Below are 18,692 nucleotides of genomic sequence, written 5' to 3'. Positions count from 1 at the left end.
GTTACTTACCAGCCTTTCCGACCTTGCGGCGGACCTGCTCGCCGGCGTACCGCACACCCTTGCCCTTGTACGGCTCGGGCTTGCGCAGCTTGCGGATGTTGGCAGCGACCTCGCCGACCGACTGCTTGTCGATCCCGATGACCGAGAAGCGGGTCGGGGCCTCGACGTTGAACGTGATGCCCTCGGGAGCGTCCACCGTGATGGTGTGGCTGTACCCGAGCGAGAACTCCAGCTGGGTCGGTCCCTTGGACAGGACGCGGTACCCGACGCCGACGATCTCGAGCTTCTTCTCGTAGCCGTCCGTCACGCCGGTCACCAGGTTGGCGATCAGGGTGCGGGACAGACCGTGCAGTTCCTTGCTCTTGCGCTGCTCGTCCGGACGCGAGACGGCGATCGTGCCGTCCTCGTCGCGGGCGACCGCGATGGGCTCCGCAACAACGTGCGAGAGCTGGCCCTTGGGACCCTTCACGGTGACCGTCTGGCCGTCGATCGTGACGTCGACGCCGGACGGGACCGTGATCGGGAGCTTACCGATGCGAGACATGAGAGTGGTCCTCCTTCCGGTTCTTCGTCACCAGACGTAGGCGAGGACTTCCCCGCCAACGCCCTTGTTCTTGGCCTGACGGTCGGTCAGCAGTCCCTGGGAGGTCGAGATGATCGCGACACCCAGGCCACCGAGGACCTTCGGCAGGTTGGTCGACTTCGCGTAGACCCGCAGGCCCGGCTTCGAGATCCGGCGCACGCCCGCGATGGAGCGCTCCCGGGTCGGACCGAACTTGAGGTCGACGATCAGGGTCTTGCCGACGGCGCCCTCCTTGGGCTCCTCCACCTTGTAGGAGGAGATGTAGCCCTCCTGCTGAAGGATGTCGGCGATGCCCTGCTTGATCTTGCTGTACGGCATCGAGGTCGACTCGTGGTACGCCTGGTTGGCGTTGCGCAGACGCGTCAGCATGTCTGCGATCGGGTCGGTCATCGTCATGGCCTGGGGCCTCTTTCCCGCCGTGGTTTCGCCGCGTGGCGACCTACGGTGACTAGATGGTGAATGGAGAAACGATCAGGGGTGGAGACGGTCACCAGCTGGACTTGGTCACACCGGGCAGCTCGCCCCGGTGCGCCATCTCCCGCAGGCAGATCCGGCAGAGGCCGAACTTGCGGAAGACCGCCTTCGGCCGGCCGCAGCGCTGGCAGCGCGTGTAGCCACGCACCGCGAACTTCGGGGTCCTGGCCTGCTTGACCTTCAGTGCTGTCTTCGCCACGTCAGTTCTCCTTGAACGGGAAGCCGAGTGCCCGCAGCAGGGCCCGGCCCTCGTCGTCGTTCTTGGCGGTGGTCACCACGGTGATGTCCATGCCGCGGACCCGGTCGATGCGGTCCTGGTTGATCTCGTGGAACATCACCTGCTCGGTCAGACCGAAGGTGTAGTTCCCGGTGCCGTCGAACTGCTTGGCCGACAGACCACGGAAGTCGCGGATCCGGGGCAGGGCCAGCGAGAGCAGCCGGTCCAGGAACTCCCACATCCGGTCGCCGCGCAGCGTGACGTGCGCGCCGATCGGCATGCCTTCGCGCAGCTTGAACTGGGCGATCGACTTGCGGGCCTTGGTCACCTGCGGCTTCTGGCCGGTGATCGCGGCCAGGTCCTTGACGGCGCCCTCGATCAGCTTGGAGTCACGGGCCGCCTCGCCGACGCCCATGTTCACCACGATCTTGGTCAGACCGGGGACCTGCATGACGTTGGCGTAGCTGAACTCCTCGTTCAGCTTGCCGACGATCTCCTCGCGGTACTTCGTCTTCAGCCGGGGCTGAACCCGCTCGGTCACTGTCTCGGTCATCAGATCTCCTCGCCGGTACGCCGCGCGATCCGGACGCTCCGGAAACCGGCGTACGTCGAACCGTCGGGGCGCCGCTTCTGCACCTCGACGCGGTTGTAGCCGACGCGGGTGGTCACCTTCTGCTTCTTGCCGTCCTTCTCGACCTCGACCAGAAGCATCACGTTGGAGACGTGGATCGGGGCTTCCTGGGTGACGATGCCACCCGTGGTGCCGCCGCGCTGGGCCTGCTGCACCTTGGTGTGCTTCTTGACCCGGTTCACGCCTTCGACGATGACCTTCTCGGCATCGGGCAGGACCTGAATGATCTTGCCTTCGAGACCCTTGGACTTACCGGCGATCACGCGGACCTGATCGCCCTTCTTCACGTGCAACTTGCGCTGGGCAGCCATCTCAGAGCACCTCCGGTGCGAGCGAGATGATCTTCATGAAGCGCTTCTCGCGCAGCTCCCGGCCGACCGGCCCGAAGATACGGGTGCCGCGCGGCTCGCCATCGGCCTTGAGGATCACGGCGGCGTTCTCGTCGAACCGGATGTAGGAGCCGTCCGGACGCCGGCGCTCCTTCACGGTGCGAACGATGACGGCCTTGACGACGTCGCCCTTCTTGACGCCGCCACCCGGGATCGCGTCCTTGACGGTGGCGACGATCGTGTCACCGACACCGGCGTAGCGCCGACCGGAGCCACCGAGAACGCGGATGCAAAGAATTTCCTTTGCGCCCGTGTTGTCGGCGACCTTCAGTCGCGACTCCTGCTGGATCATCTGTTGATCTCCTGGTTGTCTCGCTGGTTCTCATTCACATGAGCCTTGCGGAACGAATAATTTCGATTGGTTTCCGGACGAACCGGGACTACTTGGCCTTCTCGAGGATCTCGACCAGGCGCCAGCGCTTGGTCGCCGACAGCGGCCGGGTCTCCATCAGCAGCACGCGGTCGCCGATCCCGGCGGCGTTCTGCTCGTCGTGGGCCTTGAGCTTGCTGGTCCGCCGGATGACCTTGCCGTAGAGCTTGTGCTTGACCCGGTCCTCGACCTCGACGGTGATGGTCTTGTCCATCTTGTCGCTGAGCACCAGGCCCTCACGGGTCTTACGGGTGCTGCGGGTCTCGGGGGTCGTGCTCACGGTCTCGTCCTTCACGTTCTCGGTCATGCCTTCGCCTCGGCCTTCTCGCTGTCGTCCGCGGTCTCGGTCGACTCGACCTCGGCCTCGACGACCGGGGCCTCGACCTCTTCGGTGATGCCGAGCGCACGCTCGGTCAGCACCGTGTAGATGCGGGCGATGTCCTTCCGGACGGCGCGCAGCCGGCCGTGCGACTCCAGCTGTCCGGTGGCAGCCTGGAACCGGAGGTTGAACAGCTCCTCCTTGGCTTCACCGAGCTTGCTCAGCAGCTCGTCCCGGCCCAGGTTCCGCAGCTCGGCGGCGGTCAGGGTAGCCATCAGTTCTCACCTGCCTCTCGGGTGATGAAGCGGCACTTCATCGGCAACTTGTGGATCGCGCGGCGCATGGCCTCGCGAGCGATGTCCTCCGGCACGCCGGAGAGCTCGAACATCACACGACCCGACTTCACGTTCGCGATCCACCACTCGGGCGAACCCTTACCGGAACCCATCCGGGTCTCGGCCGGCTTCTTGGTCAGCGGGCGGTCCGGGTAGATGTTGATCCAGACCTTTCCGCCACGCTTGATGTGCCGGGTCATCGCGATACGCGCCGACTCGATCTGCCGGTTGGTGACGTAGTGGCTTTCCAGGGCCTGGATGCCGAACTCACCGAACGCCAGCGTGGTACCGCCCTTGGCAGCGCCGGAGCGCTTCGGGTGGTGCTGCTTGCGGTGCTTGACCTTGCGGGGGATGAGCATCGTTCAGCTCTCCGTTCCGGTCGTCTCGGCGGGCTTGTCGGCCGCCGGAGCAGTCGCCTCGGCAGCTGGAGCCGCGTTGCGGGCGTTGTCCCGGCCACCGTCACGACGGCCACCACGGTCGCCGCCACGGTCGCGGTCGCCGCCACGGCCACCACGGTCGTCGCGACGGGCCGGCCGACGCTGCTGGGTGGCAGCGCGGGCCGCGGCCTGCGCTTCGCGCTCGGCCCGGGAGCCGGCCACGTCACCCTTGTAGATCCAGACCTTCACGCCGATCCGGCCGAAGGTCGTGCGGGCCTCGTAGAAGCCGTAGTCGATGTCGGCGCGCAGCGTGTGCAGCGGCACCCGACCCTCGCGGTAGAACTCCGACCGCGACATTTCGGCGCCACCAAGACGGCCGGAGCACTGGATCCGGATGCCCAGGGCGCCGCCACGCATGGTGGTCTGCATCGCCTTGCGCATCGCGCGGCGGAACGCCACGCGGCCGGACAGCTGCTCGGCCACACCCTGTGCGACCAGCTGCGCGTCCACCTCGGAGTTCTTCACCTCGAGGATGTTCAGCTGCACCTGCTTGCCGGTGAGCTCCTCCAGGCTGCCCCGGATCCGGTCCGCCTCGGCGCCACGGCGGCCGATGACGATGCCCGGACGAGCGGTGTGGATGTCGACCCGCACGCGGTCACGGGTGCGCTCGATCTCCACCCGGGAGATACCGGCGCGCTCCATGCCCTTGCTCAGCAGCTTGCGGATCTTGACGTCCTCGCCGACGTAGTCCTTGTACAGCTTGTCGGCGTACCAACGGCTCTTGTGGTCGGTGCTGATGCCGAGACGGAACCCGTGCGGGTTTACCTTCTGTCCCACGTCAGGACTCCTTCTTCTCAGCGGTGGCCTTCTTGGCAGCCGCCTTCTTGGCGGTTGCCTTCTTGGCCGGCTTCTCGGCCGCGTCCGACTTCTCGGCAGCAGCCTTCTTCGCCGTCTTCTTGGCCGGGGCCTTCTTGGCAGTCTCAGCCTTGGCCTCGTCCGCCTTCTTGGCGGTCTTCTTGGCCGGCGCCTTGGCGACGGGCTCCTCGATGACCCGCGGCTGCACCACGACAGTGATGTGGCTGGTCCGCTTGTCGATCCGGGTCGCCCGGCCCTGGGCGCGGGGGCGGTGACGCTTCAGCGTCGGTCCCTCGTCGACCAGGATCTTCGAGACGATCAGCTCGTCCCGGCTCAGGTGCTCGGTGCCCTCGGCGTTCGCCGCGGCGCTGTCCACGACCTTGTACACGGTCGCGGCAGCGGCCTGCGGGGCGAACTTCAGAGTGGCGAGTGCGTCGTCGACGCCCACACCGCGCACCAGATCGGCCACGCGACGCGCCTTCATCGGCGTCACGCGGACGAAGCGCGCGACCGCGAAGGCCCCGGGCTGCTCGCCCAACAGGCTCTCGCGACGGGCACTGACGGCCCTACGCTCTTGAACGCTCATGATGTTCGAATCTCTCCGTAGGTTGCTTTCGCGTCGTCAACTGACCAGCGGTCAGCGACGCCGTGACTTCCGGTCGTCCTTCTCGTGACCCTTGAACGTCCGGGTCGGGGCGAACTCGCCGAGCTTGTGCCCGACCATCGCGTCCGTCACGAACACCGGCACGTGCTTGCGGCCGTCGTGCACCGCAATCGTGTGGCCGATCATGTCCGGCACGATCATCGATCGGCGGGACCAGGTCTTGATCACATTCTTGGTGCCCTTTTCGTTCTGCACCTCCACCTTCTTTGCCAGGTGGTGGTCGACGAACGGGCCCTTCTTCAAGCTGCGTGGCATTCTGGCCGGCTCCTATCAGCGCTTCTTGCCGGCCTTGCGGCGCCGGACGATCATGCGGTCGCTTTCCTTGCGGGTACGGGTACGGCCCTCGGGCTTGCCCCACGGGGACACCGGGTGGCGTCCACCCGAGGTCTTACCCTCACCACCACCGTGCGGGTGGTCGACCGGGTTCATCGCGACACCGCGGACGGTCGGGCGCTTGCCCTTCCAGCGCATCCGGCCGGCCTTGCCCCAGTTGATGTTCGACTGCTCGCCGTTGCCGACCTCGCCGAGGGTGGCGCGGCAGCGTACGTCGACCATCCGGACCTCGCCGGAGGGCATCCGCAGGGTTGCCATCCGACCCTCCTTCGCGACCAGCTGAATGCTGGTACCGGCGGAGCGGCCCATCTTGGCGCCACCACCCGGACGCAGCTCGACAGCGTGGATCGTGGAGCCGACCGGGATGTTGCGCAGCGGCAGGTTGTTGCCGACCTTGATGTCGGCGGCCGGGCCGTTCTCGACGACGGTGCCCTGCTTCAGGTTGGTCGGGGCGAGGATGTAGCGCTTCTCGCCGTCGACGTAGTGCAGCAGTGCGATCCGCGCGGTGCGGTTCGGGTCGTACTCGATGTGCGCGACCTTGGCCGGCACGCCGTCCTTGTCGTACCGCTTGAAGTCGATCAGGCGGTACGCACGCTTGTGGCCGCCACCCTGGTGCCGAGTGGTGATCTTGCCGCTGTTGTTGCGGCCACCCTTCTTCGGCAGCGGGCGCAGCAGCGACTTCTCAGGGGTCGAACGGGTGAGCTCGACGAAGTCGGCCACGCTGGAGCCACGACGGCCCGGCGTTGTCGGCTTGTATTTGCGGATACCCATTACGACTGGCCTCCGAAGATATCGATGCGGTCGTCACCCTTGAGGGTCACGATCGCCCGCTTGGTGTCCGGGCGCTTGCCCCAGCCCGCACGGGTGCGGCGGCGCTTGCCCTTGCGGTTCAGCGTGTTGACGTCGTTCACCTTGACCTTGAACACCTTCTCGACCGCGAGCTTGATCTCGGTCTTGTTGGCGTCGGGAGCGACCTCGAACGTGTACTTCTGCTCGTCCAGCAGGCCGTAGCTCTTCTCGCTCACGACCGGCCGCAGCAGCACGTCCCGCGGGTCCTTGTTCACTCCGTGGCTCATGCTTCAACCTCCTGCTCGGCCTCGGTCGACGTTGCGACGGCCTTCACGGACTTACCTTTCGGGGCGCCGGCGACGAAGCTGTCGAGCGCACCCTTGGTGAACACGACCGCGTCGCTGCACAGCACGTCGTACGCGTTCAGCTGGTCGGCCGCGATCAGGTGCACGTGCTGCACGTTGCGCAGGCTCAGCCAGGTGAGCTCGTCGGCCCGGTCCACGACGACGAGCGCCTTGCCCGGGTCGGTGACGGCCGACAGCACGCTCAGCGCGCTCTTGGTCGACGGGGTGTCGCCCTCGACGAACGCCTCGACCACGAACACGCGGCCGTCCCGGGCCCGGTCCGACAGCGCGCCCCGGAGAGCGGCGGCGATCATCTTCTTCGGGGTCCGCTGGCTGTAGTCACGCGGCGTGGGGCCGTGGACGACGCCACCACCGGTGAACTGCGGCGCGCGGGTCGAACCCTGGCGGGCGCGACCGGTGCCCTTCTGGCGGTACGGCTTGGCGCCACCACCGGACACCTCGCCCCGGCGCTTGACCTTGTGCGTGCCCTGACGGGCCGCGGCCAGCTGGGCCACCACTACCTGGTGGATCAGCGGGATGTTGACCTGTACGTCGAACAGCTCGGCCGGAAGCTCGGCGGAACCCTTCTTGCTGACCTTGTCGCCCTTCACGGCGACGACGTCGACGGTGCTCACTTGGCAGCCCCCTTCGCGGCGTTGCGGATCAGCACCAGGCCGCCCTTGGGACCGGGAACGGCACCCTTGAGCAGGATCAGGCCGCGGTCCGCGTCGATGGCGTGCACGGTGATGTTCTGCGTGGTGACCTTCTCGTGGCCCATCCGGCCGGCCATCTTCAGACCCTTGAAAACCCGGCCCGGGGTGGCGCAGCCGCCGATGGAACCCGGCGAGCGGTGCTTCTTGTGGACACCGTGGGTGGCGCGCAGACCGTGGAAGCCGTGCCGCTTCATCACACCGGCGAAACCCTTGCCCTTGCTGGTGGCGGAGACGTCGACCAGCTCGCCGGCCTCGAAGGCCTCGGCCTTGATCTCCTGGCCCAGCGTGTACTCGCTGGCGTCAGCGGTCCGCAGCTCCAGCAGGTGCCGCCGCGGCGTCACGCCGGCCTTGTCGAAGTGGCCGCGCATGGGCTTGGTCACCTTGCGCGGGTCGATGTCGCCGAACGCGATCTGGACACCGTCGTAGCCGGCGTCGGCAGCGGTCCGGACGCCGGTGACGACACACGGGCCGGCCTGGATCACGGTGACGGGGACGACACGGTTGTTCTCGTCCCAGGTCTGGGTCATGCCGAGCTTGGTGCCCAGCAGACCGCGCGTGTTCTTGTGATTGCTCATCAGCTGTTCGCGTCCCTCAGAGCTTGATCTCGATGTCGACGCCCGCCGGCAGGTCGAGCCGCATCAGCGAGTCGACGGTCTTCGGCGTGGGGTCGATGATGTCGATGAGCCGCTTGTGGGTGCGCATCTCGAAGTGCTCGCGGCTGTCCTTGTACTTGTGCGGCGAGCGGATGACGCAGAACACGTTCTTTTCCGTCGGCAACGGCACCGGGCCAGCAACCTTCGCACCAGTACGCGTCACCGTGTCGACAATCTTGCGTGCCGAGCTGTCGATGACCTCGTGGTCGTAGGCCTTCAGCCGGATGCGGATCTTCTGTCCCGCCATCGCTTCGCTTCGTCCTTCTCTATCGTCAACGTCTACGTTGCTCCGACCCCCGCGGTCGGGTGTGTCGCGTGCGCGGAACGCGCGTGACTCACCGCTTCTTCGACCAGGGCTTGGGGATCGGGGCTCGGTCTCGGACCGGGCCTCGGCATGGTCTCCGGTCCGGCGCACCAGCCAGACGGAACGTCTGGGGCGCGCCCCGGCAACCTCGCCTGAGCAACCTGAATATTGTGCCAGAGATCGGCGCCGAAACGCCAATCGGGTGGCTTTGACCCCGATCTCCCGCCCACCTGAGCGGGGATCGGGTGCAAAGCAGAGGTCCGCGGGGCTCAGACTACGAGCCCACGCGGACCTCGTGAGATCACTTGAGGATCTTGGTGACCCGGCCGGCGCCGACGGTGCGGCCACCTTCACGGATCGCGAACTTGAGGTTCTCCTCCATGGCGATCGGCTGGATCAGCTCGACGTTCATGTCGGTGTTGTCGCCCGGCATGACCATCTCGGTGCCCTCGGGGAGGGTGACGACGCCGGTCACGTCCGTGGTACGGAAGTAGAACTGCGGGCGGTAGTTCTGGAAGAACGGCGTGTGCCGGCCGCCCTCTTCCTTCGAGAGGATGTAGACCGAAGCCTCGAAGGAGGTGTGCGGGGTCGTGGTGCCCGGCTTGATGACGACCATGCCGCGCTCGACGTCCTCGCGCTTGGTGCCACGAAGCAGCAGACCGACGTTCTCGCCCGCCTGGCCCTCGTCGAGGAGCTTGCGGAACATCTCGATACCGGTGACGGTGGTCGTCTGCTTGGTCTCACGGATGCCGACGATGTCGACGGTCTCGTTGACCTTGACGATGCCGCGCTCGATCCGGCCGGTGATGACGGTGCCACGACCGGTGATCGTGAAGACGTCCTCAACGGGCATCAGGAACGGCTTGTCGACCTCGCGCTCCGGCTGCGGGATGTAGGAGTCGACCGCGTCCATCAGCTCGATGATCGACTCGCCCCACTTGGCGTCGCCCTGCAGCGCCGGGTGAGCGGCGACGCGGACGATCGGCGCGTTGTCGCCGTCGAACTCCTGCTCCGAGAGCAGCTCGCGGACCTCGAGCTCGACGAGCTCCAGGATCTCCTCGTCGTCCACCATGTCGCACTTGTTCAGCGCGACGACCATCGCCGGCACGCCGACCTGACGGGCGAGCAGCACGTGCTCACGCGTCTGCGGCATCGGGCCGTCGGTGGCGGCGACGACCAGGATCGCACCGTCCATCTGGGCCGCACCGGTGATCATGTTCTTGATGTAGTCGGCGTGACCCGGGCAGTCGACGTGCGCGTAGTGGCGCGCCTCGGTCTGGTACTCGACGTGCGCGATGGAGATGGTGATACCGCGCTGGCGCTCTTCCGGCGCCTTGTCGATCTGATCGAAGGCCGAAGCCTCGTTCAGGTTCGGGTACTTGTCGTGCAGCACCTTGGTGATCGCCGCGGTAAGAGTGGTCTTACCGTGGTCGATGTGACCGATGGTGCCGATGTTGACGTGCGGCTTAGTCCGCTCGAACTTCGCCTTAGCCACTGGGGCCCTCCTGGAAAGTGTTGACTTACGCCGTACGCCGACGCGCTGTGGGTTGGTTGGACCGGAGCGAGGTTACTCGCCGCGGGCCTTCTTGATGATCTCTTCCGCCACGTTCTTCGGAACCTCGGCGTAGGAATCGAACTGCATCGAGTACGACGCACGGCCCTGGGTCTTCGACCGCAGGTCACCGACATACCCGAACATCTCGGACAGCGGCACAGAGGCCTTGATCGCCCGGCTTCCACCGGGGCCCTCGTCCATCGACTGGATCTGGCCACGACGGGAGTTGAGGTCGCCGATCACTTCACCCATGTAGTCCTCGGGGGTGATCACCTCGACCGCGAACATCGGCTCGAGGATGACCGGGTTCGCCCGCCGGGCGGCGTCCTTGAAGGCCATCGAACCGGCGATCTTGAACGCGAGCTCGGAGGAGTCGACGTCGTGGTAGGCGCCGTCGGTCAGCGTGACCTTGACGTCCACCATCGGGTAGCCGGCCAGGACGCCGAACTCCATGGCTTCCTGCGCGCCCTCGTCCACCGACGGGATGTACTCGCGGGGGATGCGGCCACCGGTGACGGCGTTGACGAACTCGTAACCGCCCTCGCCACCGGCTTCGACCGAAGTCGGCTCGATGTTGATGATCACACGCGCGAACTGACCCGAACCACCGGTCTGCTTCTTGTGCGTGTAGTCGACCTTCTCGACCTTCTTCTTGATGGTCTCGCGGTAGGCGACCTGCGGCTTGCCGACGTTGGCCTCGACGCGGAACTCGCGCTTCATCCGGTCGACCAGCACCTCGAGGTGCAGCTCACCCATACCGGCGATGATCGTCTGGCCGGTGTCGTCGTCGGTCCGGACCTGGAAGGTCGGGTCCTCCTCGGCGAGCCGCTGGATCGCGACGCCCAGCTTCTCCTGGTCGCCCTTCGACTTCGGCTCGATGGCGACCGAGATCACCGGTGCCGGGAACTGCATCGACTCGAGCACGACCGGCTTGGCCGGGTCGGCCAGCGTCTCACCGGTGGTGGTGTCCTTCAGACCCATCACCGCGACGATGTGACCGGCGCCGATCGAGGCGATCTCCTCACGCTTGTTCGCGTGCATCCGGTAGATCTTGCCGATCCGCTCCTTGCGCCCCTTGGTGGGGTTCAGGACCTGCGTGCCGGTCTCGAGCTTGCCGGAGTACACCCGGATGAAGGTGAGCTTGCCCAGGTGCGGGTCGGCGGCGATCTTGAACGCCAGCGCCGAGAACGGCTCGCTGTCGTCCGGCTTGCGCAGCACGACCTGCTCGCTGTCCTTGACGTCGTGGCCCTCGATGGCCGGGACGTCGAGCGGGCTCGGCAGGTAGGCGTTGATCGCGTCGAGCAGGGGCTGGACGCCCTTGTTCTTGAACGCGGTACCGGTCAGCACCGGGGTCAGCTTGGAGGCGATCGTCGCGCGGCGGATGCCGGCCACGACCTGCTCCTGGGTGGGCTCGTTGCCCTCCAGGTACAGCTCCATGATCTCGTCGTCGGCCTCGGCCAGCGTCTCGATCAGCTTGTCGCGCCACTCGGCCGCGATCTCGGTGTGGCTGGCCGGGATCTCCTCGACCGTGTAGTCCTCACCCATCGTGGTCTCGCCACGCCAGGTGAGCGCCCGCATCCCGACCAGGTCGACGACGCCGATGAAGTCGGACTCGGCGCCGATCGGCAGCTGCAGCACCAGCGGTGTCGCGGCCAGCCGGTCGACGATCATGTCGACGCAGCGCATGAACTCGGCGCCGGTGCGGTCGAGCTTGTTGACGAAGCAGATCCGCGGTACGCCGTACCGGTCGGCCTGACGCCACACGGTCTCGGACTGCGGCTCGACACCGGCGACACCGTCGAACACCGCGACGGCACCGTCGAGGACGCGCAGCGAGCGCTCCACCTCGACGGTGAAGTCGACGTGACCCGGGGTGTCGATGATGTTGATGGTGTGGTCTTTCCAGGTGCAGGTCGTCGCGGCGGACGTGATCGTGATGCCGCGCTCCTGCTCCTGCTCCATCCAGTCCATCGTGGCAGCGCCGTCGTGGACCTCACCGATCTTGTACGTGATACCGGTGTAGAAGAGGATCCGCTCGGTCGTCGTCGTCTTGCCGGCGTCGATGTGCGCCATGATCCCGATGTTGCGGACCTTGGCCAGGTCGGTGGTGATTTGTACGGCCACCTCGGTGGTCTACCTCTCGATTCTGTGCTGCGTAAAAAGTGTGCGTGCGGGGGTCCGGAGCGGACCCCGGATCACCAGCGGTAGTGGGCGAAGGCCTTGTTGGCTTCGGCCATCTTGTGGGTGTCCTCGCGGCGCTTGACCGAGGCGCCCAGACCGTTGGAGGCGTCCAGGATCTCGTTCATCAGGCGCTCGGACATCGTCTTCTCGCGGCGAGCGCGGGAGTACGTCGTCAGCCAGCGCAGGGCCAGCGTGTTCGAGCGGCCCGGCTTGACCTCGATCGGCACCTGGTAGGTGGCGCCACCGACGCGGCGGCTCTTCACCTCGATGCTCGGCTTCACGTTGTCGAGCGCGCGCTTCAGCGTGATGACCGGGTCGGTGCCCGTCTTCGTCCGCGTGCCCTCGAGGGCCGTGTAGACGATGCTCTGCGCGATCTGCTTCTTGCCGTCGACCAGGATCTTCGAGATCAACTGGGTGACGAGCGGCGAACTGTAGACCGGGTCGATGATGACCGGCCGCTTCGGGGCGGGACCCTTGCGCGGCATTAGCTCTTCTCCTTCTTCGCGCCGTAACGGCTACGAGCCTGCTTCCGGTTCTTCACACCCTGGGTGTCGAGCGAACCGCGGATGATCTTGTACCGGACACCGGGCAGGTCCTTCACACGACCGCCACGCACGAGCACGATCGAGTGCTCCTGCAGGTTGTGGCCGACGCCGGGGATGTACGCGGTGACCTCGATGCCGCTGGTCAGGCGGACACGCGCGACCTTGCGAAGGGCCGAGTTCGGCTTCTTCGGCGTGGTGGTGTAGACGCGCGTGCACACACCGCGACGCTGAGGGGAACCCTTCAGGGCGGGCGTCTTGTTCTTGGACACCTTGTCCTGGCGGCCCTTGCGGACCAGCTGCTGAATGGTGGGCACCGCGTAGGTCTCTTTCTGTCGTCCGGCTTTCTGCTCATGCTGTTGTGCCTGACCCCCGCGGTCGGGTGTGTCGCGTGCGCACGGGCGTACCGAAGCCGTAATCTTTCTGACTGTCGGCAGGAGTCCCGTGCCACGCGCGCAGACCCTGATGTAACGAGGGGCACGCATGACGGCCCAGGATGACCCGGGCACGATCGTTAAGACTAGCGGCTGCCTCCAGCACGGTCAAAATGACTGACTGCACTGCGGTGAGGCTGAACCGCTGTTCCAGTCTACAGGCTCCCCGGCGTACCTCTGACCGCCCCCGTGGCAGGTATCACTGCCAGACCAGTGGGCGCCGCTTTCACGGCGCCCGCAGACCGTCCAGCAGGCGGATCACCGTCTCATCCGGGCCGGTTCAGGAGCGGAATTCGACGTCCATGATCAGGCCTTCGGAGACCCGGTAGAGCCCGAGCCGGGCCACCGGTTGGCCGCTGTCGTGCGCGACCTGGTGCTCGACCACCCACTCGCCGACCATCAGCTTCTGCACCACCTCGGTCTTGCACCGGCCGGCCTCGAACAGCGGCTGGTAGAGCTCGCGGAGGAACCGGCGGCCCTTCATCTCGGTGCCGTCGGCAAACGAGATCCGGGCGGTCGGCGAGTACATCGCCAGAAACGCCTCCAGATCGTGCGCCGCGTACGCCGAGTGCTCGCGCCCGACGACTCGTGCCGCGGGGGTCTCCGCGGGCCCGAAGGAGCTCGTGAGGGCGCTCAGCAGCTCCGGCGTCTCCGGCAGCTGCGCACTGGCGGGCGCGGCAGCTGCGGGCGCCGGTGCCACGACGGCGGCCGCGGCGGGAGCCGTCGTGGCCGGAACGGTCTCGGTGGGGATGTCGAGGGTGAGTTCTTCCTTCACCTGCTCGGGTTTTGGCTTGGCCGGCGTCCGCCGGGTGGTGGCGGTCCTGGCTTTCGGTGGCGGGACGAGGAGGTCGCCCTGGGCCGCCGTCCCCGGCTCTTCGCCCAGGTGGGCGATCGCCCAGTCCAGAGCCTTGGTGACGGCGGCGCGTGATTCTTCGGTGTGGTCGAGCATGTCGAACCCGTGGTGCCCTTTCGGTACGTCGATGATGTCCAGCGCGGTGCCACCCGCGGAGACGAACTCCGCCACGGGGCCGGCGAGCTCAGCACGCTCGAGCCCGGCCCTCGTCAGCAGCACCGGCAAGTCCTTGTGTTTGCCGATGACTTCGGCGGCGTTGACCAGATCGTCGACACCGGGCGGGGTGGCGAGCAGCGGATAGGTGAGGGCGACGCCGCGCAGCCAGTCGGGGCGGCTGTCCAGCCACTCCCCTGCCAGCAGACCGGCACCGGAGAAGAACCACAGCACGACCCGATCCGGGTCGACGCGCGGGTCCGAACGCAGTACGCCGATCGCTGCCTCCACCTCGTCCGCGGCGCTGGACAACTGGTCCAGGCCCCGGATCAGGCTGTGATCGACGACGGCGGCCACCGCTCCACGGCGAGCGGCGGCGGTCGCATATCCCTTGTAGACCGGCCAGTCCCGAGGCGTCGCCTGGAGATCAGCAGGTGCCGGACCACCGTGCACAAAGAGAATCGCGCCCGTCCGGGCGCTGCCCACAGGGCGGTAGAAGTCGATCTCGCCGAGCCTGTCGACACGCACCTCGGGCCCGTCCAGCACGCCGAGGACGAAGGGCCGCAGATAGCCCGGAAGATCCGTCATGACCCAATCTTGGACCATGCCCCGGACACTTTGGACCACCACCCCGAGTGTCCCCGCGGTTACGATCCGAAACGTCCGATTTCCCTTACCCGCAAAGGCGTTTGAAACGCCGCAACGGCGGCACCCCCGAAGGGGTACCGCCGTTGTGAGTGACTCGAATCAGTTCTGGTACGAACCGAGGTCGAAGTCGTCGAGCGGGACCGACTGCCCGGCGGACGGGCCGAAGTCGTAGTCGTACGACTCGTAGCCGACCATCGAGTACATCGCGGCCTTCGCCTCCTCGGTGGGCTCCACCCGGATGTTGCGGTAACGGTCCATGCCGGTACCCGCCGGGATCAGCTTTCCGATGATGACGTTCTCCTTCAGACCGACCAGGGAGTCGGACTTGCCGTGGATCGCGGCCTCGGTGAGGACGCGGGTCGTCTCCTGGAAAGAGGCGGCCGACAGCCACGACTCGGTGGCCAGCGAGGCCTTGGTGATACCCATCAGCACCGGGCGACCGGAGGCCGGCGTACCGCCCTCGGCGACCACGCGGCGGTTCTCACCCTCGAAGAGGATGCGGTCCGCGAGCTCACCCGGCAGCAGGTTCGCGTCACCCGACTCGATCACCGTGACCCGGCGCAGCATCTGCCGGACGATGATCTCGATGTGCTTGTCGTGGATGGCCACACCCTGCGAGCGGTACACGGCCTGGACCTCGTCCACCAGGTGCTCCTGCGCCTTGCGCACACCCAGGATCCGCAGCACTTCCTGCGGGTCCGGCGTGCCCTGCATGAGCTGCTGGCCGACCTCGACGTGCTGACCCTCTTCGATCAGCAGGCGACCACGCTTCGACACCGGGTAGGCGACCTCCTCGGAACCGTCGTCCGGGGTGAGCACCAGCTTCCGGGTCTTGTCGGTGTCCTCGATCGAGATCCGGCCGGCCGCCTCGGAGATCGGCGCCTTGCCCTTCGGCTGCCGGGCCTCGAACAGCTCGACGACACGCGGCAGACCGTGGGTGATGTCATCACCCGCGACACCGCCGGTGTGGAAGGTACGCATCGTCAGCTGCGTGCCCGGCTCACCGATGGACTGGGCCGCGATGATACCGACGGCCTCACCGATGTCGACCGGCTTGCCGGTCGCCAGCGAACGGCCGTAGCACTTGGCGCAGGTACCGGTCTTGGCGTCACAGGTCAGCACGGAGCGGACCTTGACCTCCTTGACCCCGGCCTCGATCAGCTTCGCGATCGAGACGTCGCCCAGGTCGGCGCCCGCGGTCAGCACGATGCTGCCGTCGGCCCCGGTGGTGTCGGTGGCCAGCGTCCGTGCGTAGGCGCTGGTCTCGACGTTCTCGGCGTGCACGACGCGGCCGTCCGGACCGTCCTCACCGATCTGCTTGGGCAGACCGCGCTCGGTGCCGCAGTCCTCCTCGCGGATGATGACGTCCTGCGAGACGTCCACCAGACGACGGGTCAGGTACCCCGAGTCGGCGGTCCGCAGCGCGGTGTCGGCCAGACCCTTACGAGCACCGTGCGTCGCGATGAAGTACTCGACGACGGACAGGCCCTCGCGGAAGTTGGCCTTGATCGGACGGGCGATGATCTCGCCCTTCGGGTTGGCCACCAGACCACGCATACCGGCGATCTGCCGGATCTGCATCATGTTTCCACGCGCACCCGAGTGGACCATCATCCAGATCGGGTTGTGCTTCTCGAAGTTCTCCTCCATCGCCTTGCCGACCTCGGCGTTGGCTCCGGTCCAGATCTCGATCAGCTCCTGCCGCCGCTCGGACGAGGTGATCAGACCCCGCTCGAACTGCTTCTGGACCTTCTCGGCCTGCGACTCGTACCGCGCCATGATCTCGGGCTTGGACGGCGGCGTGCTGAAGTCGTCGATGGACACGGTGACACCGGACCGGGTGGCCCAGCGGAAACCGAGGTCCTTCAACGCGTCGAGGGCGTTGGCGACCTCGACCTTCGTGTAGCGCTCGGCCAGGTCGTTGACGATCCCGCCGAGCTGCTTCTTGCCGACCTCGAGGTTGACGAACGGGTAGTCCGCCGGCAGCGTCTCGTTGAACAGCGCCCGGCCGAGCGTGGTCTCCAGCGAGAACCCGCCGGTGGACAGCTCCTCCGAACCCTCCGGCGCACCCGCGCCGGTGAGCCGCAGCGTGATCTTGGCCTGCAGCGACAGCTCGTTGCGGTCGAAGGCCATGATGGCCTCGGCCACCGAGCCGAACGCCCGGCCCTCGCCCAGCGCGCCGTCCTTCAGCATCGTCAGGAAGTAGATGCCGATGATCATGTCCTGCGTCGGCATCGTGACCGGACGGCCGTCGGCCGGCTTCAGGATGTTGTTCGTCGACAGCATCAGGATCCGCGCCTCGGCCTGGGCCTCGGCCGACAGCGGCAGGTGCACCGCCATCTGGTCACCGTCGAAGTCGGCGTTGAACGCCGAGCAGACGAGCGGGTGGATCTGGATCGCCTTGCCCTCGATCAGCTGCGGCTCGAACGCCTGGATGCCCAGCCGGTGCAGCGTAGGCGCACGGTTCAGCAGCACGGGGTGCTCGGTGATGACCTCTTCCAGCACGTCCCAGACCTGGGCGCGCTGACGCTCGACCATCCGCTTGGCGGACTTGATGTTCTGCGCGTGGTTGAGGTCGACCAGCCGCTTCATCACGAACGGCTTGAACAGCTCCAGCGCCATCGCCTTCGGCAGACCGCACTGGTGCAGCTTCAGCTGCGGGCCGACCACGATGACCGAACGGCCGGAGTAGTCGACGCGCTTGCCGAGCAGGTTCTGACGGAACCGGCCCTGCTTGCCCTTGAGCATGTCGGACAGCGACTTCAGCGGCCGGTTGCCCGGGCCGGTGACCGGACGGCCACGGCGGCCGTTGTCGAACAGTGCGTCGACGGCCTCCTGCAGCATCCGCTTCTCGTTGTTGACGATGATCTCGGGCGCGCCGAGGTCGAGCAGCCGCTTGAGGCGGTTGTTCCGGTTGATCACCCGGCGGTACAGGTCGTTCAGGTCGGAGGTGGCGAACCGGCCACCGTCGAGCTGGACCATCGGCCGCAGATCCGGCGGGATGACCGGGACGCAGTCCAGGACCATACCCATCGGGCTGTTGTTGGTGGCCAGGAACGCGGTGACGACCTTGAGCCGCTTCAGGGCGCGGGTCTTGCGCTGGCCCTTACCGGTCTTGATCGTCTCGCGCAGGTTGTCCGCCTCGGCCTTCAGGTCGAAGGTCTCGAGCCGGCGCTGGATCGCGGCCGCGCCCATCGCTCCGGCGAAGTACTTGCCGAAACGCTCCTTCATGGCGCGGTAGAGGATCTCGTCACCCTCGAGGTCCTGGACCTTCAGGTTCTTGAACCGGGTCCAGACCTCGTCGAGGCGGTCGATCTCGCGCTGCGCACGGTCGCGCAGCTGCTTGACCTCACGCTCGGCGCCTTCCTTCACCTTGCGGCGGACGTCGGCCTTCGCACCCTCGGACTCGAGCTGCGCGAGGTCCTCCTCGAGCTTCTTCATCCGGGTCTCGATGTCGTTGTCGCGCCGGTTCTCGAGCTGCTTGCGCTCGACGTCGGTCCGGCCCTCCAACGACGCGAGGTCACGGTGCCGTGCCTCGTCGTCGACGTCGGTGATCATGTACGCCGCGAAGTAGATGACCTTCTCGAGGTCCTTCGGGGCGAGGTCGAGCAGGTAGCCGAGCCGCGACGGGACACCCTTGAAGTACCAGATGTGGGTGACCGGAGCGGCCAGCTCGATGTGGCCCATCCGCTCCCGGCGCACCTTGGAACGGGTGACCTCGACGCCACACCGCTCGCAGATGATGCCCTTGAAGCGAACGCGCTTGTACTTACCGCAGTAGCACTCCCAGTCCCGGGTGGGACCGAAGATCTTCTCGCAGAACAGACCGTCACGCTCGGGCTTGAGCGTCCGGTAGTTGATCGTCTCGGGCTTCTTGACCTCGCCGTGCGACCACTGGCGGATTTCGTCCGCAGTGGCCAGGCCGATCCGAAGCTCGTCGAAGAAGTTCACGTCGAGCACGATGTGTTATCTCCCG

Annotated in this window: 23 protein-coding genes; all 23 read right to left on the bottom strand. The window is 66.7% G+C overall.

Annotated elements, in window-relative coordinates:
- Position 1: 1 nt before the first annotated feature.
- The 23 genes from rplF to ACFTSF_RS13925 all read right to left on the bottom strand — a co-directional run bounded on the left by rplF (position 2) and on the right by ACFTSF_RS13925 (position 18,676).
- A complete protein-coding gene (gene rplF, locus ACFTSF_RS14035) occupies positions 2 to 544 on the bottom strand; it encodes a 50S ribosomal protein L6 (RefSeq protein ID WP_344144613.1) in 543 nt (180 codons plus the stop codon).
- A 27-nt stretch (positions 545 to 571) separates the two neighbouring features.
- Complete coding sequence (rpsH, locus tag ACFTSF_RS14030; protein ID WP_133800688.1) at positions 572 to 979, bottom strand: 30S ribosomal protein S8; 408 nt, start codon at positions 977 to 979, stop codon at positions 572 to 574.
- A gap of 91 nt (positions 980 to 1,070) precedes the next feature.
- Complete coding sequence (locus tag ACFTSF_RS14025; protein ID WP_132167346.1) at positions 1,071 to 1,256, bottom strand: type Z 30S ribosomal protein S14; 186 nt, start codon at positions 1,254 to 1,256, stop codon at positions 1,071 to 1,073.
- Between the two features lies 1 nt (position 1,257).
- Complete coding sequence (rplE, locus tag ACFTSF_RS14020; RefSeq protein WP_344144609.1) at positions 1,258 to 1,827, bottom strand: 50S ribosomal protein L5; 570 nt, start codon at positions 1,825 to 1,827, stop codon at positions 1,258 to 1,260.
- A complete protein-coding gene (gene rplX, locus ACFTSF_RS14015; protein ID WP_132402636.1) occupies positions 1,827 to 2,216 on the bottom strand; it encodes a 50S ribosomal protein L24 in 390 nt (129 codons plus the stop codon). Before rplX ends, rplE begins: the two co-directional genes overlap by 1 nt.
- Position 2,217: 1 nt before the next feature.
- Positions 2,218 to 2,586 carry a 50S ribosomal protein L14 gene (gene rplN, locus ACFTSF_RS14010; protein ID WP_077019238.1) on the bottom strand — a complete coding sequence of 123 codons (369 nt, stop codon included), beginning with the start codon at positions 2,584 to 2,586 and terminating at the stop codon, positions 2,218 to 2,220.
- Positions 2,587 to 2,674: 88 nt separating this feature from the next.
- Positions 2,675 to 2,971: a 30S ribosomal protein S17 gene (gene rpsQ / locus ACFTSF_RS14005; RefSeq protein WP_344144605.1), complete on the bottom strand. Its 297-nt coding sequence runs from the start codon at positions 2,969 to 2,971 to the stop codon at positions 2,675 to 2,677.
- The gene (gene rpmC, locus ACFTSF_RS14000; protein ID WP_344144603.1) at positions 2,968 to 3,258 is read right to left on the bottom strand and encodes a 50S ribosomal protein L29; all 291 of its coding nucleotides are present in this window, start codon (positions 3,256 to 3,258) and stop codon (positions 2,968 to 2,970) included. Before rpmC ends, rpsQ begins: the two co-directional genes overlap by 4 nt.
- Positions 3,258 to 3,677, bottom strand: coding sequence for a 50S ribosomal protein L16 (gene rplP, locus ACFTSF_RS13995; RefSeq protein ID WP_344144601.1), 420 nt, complete (start codon positions 3,675 to 3,677; stop codon positions 3,258 to 3,260). The genes rpmC and rplP overlap by 1 nt, the downstream gene beginning before the upstream one ends.
- 3 nt (positions 3,678 to 3,680) lie before the next feature.
- Entirely contained in the window at positions 3,681 to 4,532 is an 852-nt protein-coding gene (rpsC, locus tag ACFTSF_RS13990) for a 30S ribosomal protein S3 (protein ID WP_344144599.1), read from the bottom strand.
- 1 nt (position 4,533) lies between these two features.
- Positions 4,534 to 5,136: a 50S ribosomal protein L22 gene (gene rplV, locus ACFTSF_RS13985; RefSeq protein WP_380154168.1), complete on the bottom strand. Its 603-nt coding sequence runs from the start codon at positions 5,134 to 5,136 to the stop codon at positions 4,534 to 4,536.
- A 51-nt stretch (positions 5,137 to 5,187) separates the two neighbouring features.
- Positions 5,188 to 5,469, bottom strand: coding sequence for a 30S ribosomal protein S19 (rpsS, locus tag ACFTSF_RS13980; protein WP_130441496.1), 282 nt, complete (start codon positions 5,467 to 5,469; stop codon positions 5,188 to 5,190).
- Between the two features lie 15 nt (positions 5,470 to 5,484).
- On the bottom strand, positions 5,485 to 6,318 hold the full coding sequence (rplB, locus tag ACFTSF_RS13975) for a 50S ribosomal protein L2 (protein ID WP_344144594.1): 834 nt from the start codon (positions 6,316 to 6,318) through the stop codon (positions 5,485 to 5,487).
- Positions 6,318 to 6,623 carry a 50S ribosomal protein L23 gene (gene rplW / locus ACFTSF_RS13970; protein ID WP_329003464.1) on the bottom strand — a complete coding sequence of 102 codons (306 nt, stop codon included), beginning with the start codon at positions 6,621 to 6,623 and terminating at the stop codon, positions 6,318 to 6,320. The genes rplB and rplW overlap by 1 nt, the downstream gene beginning before the upstream one ends.
- Positions 6,620 to 7,315 carry a 50S ribosomal protein L4 gene (gene rplD / locus ACFTSF_RS13965; protein WP_344144591.1) on the bottom strand — a complete coding sequence of 232 codons (696 nt, stop codon included), beginning with the start codon at positions 7,313 to 7,315 and terminating at the stop codon, positions 6,620 to 6,622. The genes rplW and rplD overlap by 4 nt, the downstream gene beginning before the upstream one ends.
- Positions 7,312 to 7,968 carry a 50S ribosomal protein L3 gene (gene rplC, locus ACFTSF_RS13960; RefSeq protein ID WP_344144589.1) on the bottom strand — a complete coding sequence of 219 codons (657 nt, stop codon included), beginning with the start codon at positions 7,966 to 7,968 and terminating at the stop codon, positions 7,312 to 7,314. Before rplC ends, rplD begins: the two co-directional genes overlap by 4 nt.
- A gap of 16 nt (positions 7,969 to 7,984) precedes the next feature.
- Positions 7,985 to 8,293, bottom strand: a complete 309-nt coding sequence (rpsJ, locus tag ACFTSF_RS13955) for a 30S ribosomal protein S10 (RefSeq protein ID WP_012923688.1) — start codon at positions 8,291 to 8,293, stop codon at positions 7,985 to 7,987.
- Positions 8,294 to 8,651: 358 nt separating this feature from the next.
- On the bottom strand, positions 8,652 to 9,845 hold the full coding sequence (gene tuf / locus ACFTSF_RS13950) for an elongation factor Tu (protein ID WP_344144587.1): 1,194 nt from the start codon (positions 9,843 to 9,845) through the stop codon (positions 8,652 to 8,654).
- Positions 9,846 to 9,917: 72 nt separating this feature from the next.
- Complete coding sequence (fusA, locus tag ACFTSF_RS13945) at positions 9,918 to 11,978, bottom strand: elongation factor G (protein WP_380154823.1); 2,061 nt, start codon at positions 11,976 to 11,978, stop codon at positions 9,918 to 9,920.
- A gap of 122 nt (positions 11,979 to 12,100) precedes the next feature.
- Positions 12,101 to 12,571: a 30S ribosomal protein S7 gene (gene rpsG / locus ACFTSF_RS13940; RefSeq protein WP_344144583.1), complete on the bottom strand. Its 471-nt coding sequence runs from the start codon at positions 12,569 to 12,571 to the stop codon at positions 12,101 to 12,103.
- The gene (gene rpsL / locus ACFTSF_RS13935; RefSeq protein WP_012923692.1) at positions 12,571 to 12,945 is read right to left on the bottom strand and encodes a 30S ribosomal protein S12; all 375 of its coding nucleotides are present in this window, start codon (positions 12,943 to 12,945) and stop codon (positions 12,571 to 12,573) included. Before rpsL ends, rpsG begins: the two co-directional genes overlap by 1 nt.
- 397 nt (positions 12,946 to 13,342) lie before the next feature.
- Entirely contained in the window at positions 13,343 to 14,656 is a 1,314-nt protein-coding gene (locus ACFTSF_RS13930) for a nuclear transport factor 2 family protein (RefSeq protein WP_380154167.1), read from the bottom strand.
- 159 nt (positions 14,657 to 14,815) lie between these two features.
- Positions 14,816 to 18,676: a DNA-directed RNA polymerase subunit beta' gene (locus tag ACFTSF_RS13925; protein WP_344144579.1), complete on the bottom strand. Its 3,861-nt coding sequence runs from the start codon at positions 18,674 to 18,676 to the stop codon at positions 14,816 to 14,818.
- Between the last annotated feature and the right edge of the window lie 16 nt (positions 18,677 to 18,692).

The sequence above is a fragment of the Kribbella sp. NPDC056951 genome (genome assembly GCF_042674205.1).
GTDB lineage: Bacteria > Actinomycetota > Actinomycetes > Propionibacteriales > Kribbellaceae > Kribbella > Kribbella yunnanensis.
Note: the sequence above shows the minus strand (reverse complement) of the source record. Positions and strands in the feature narration are given on the sequence as shown.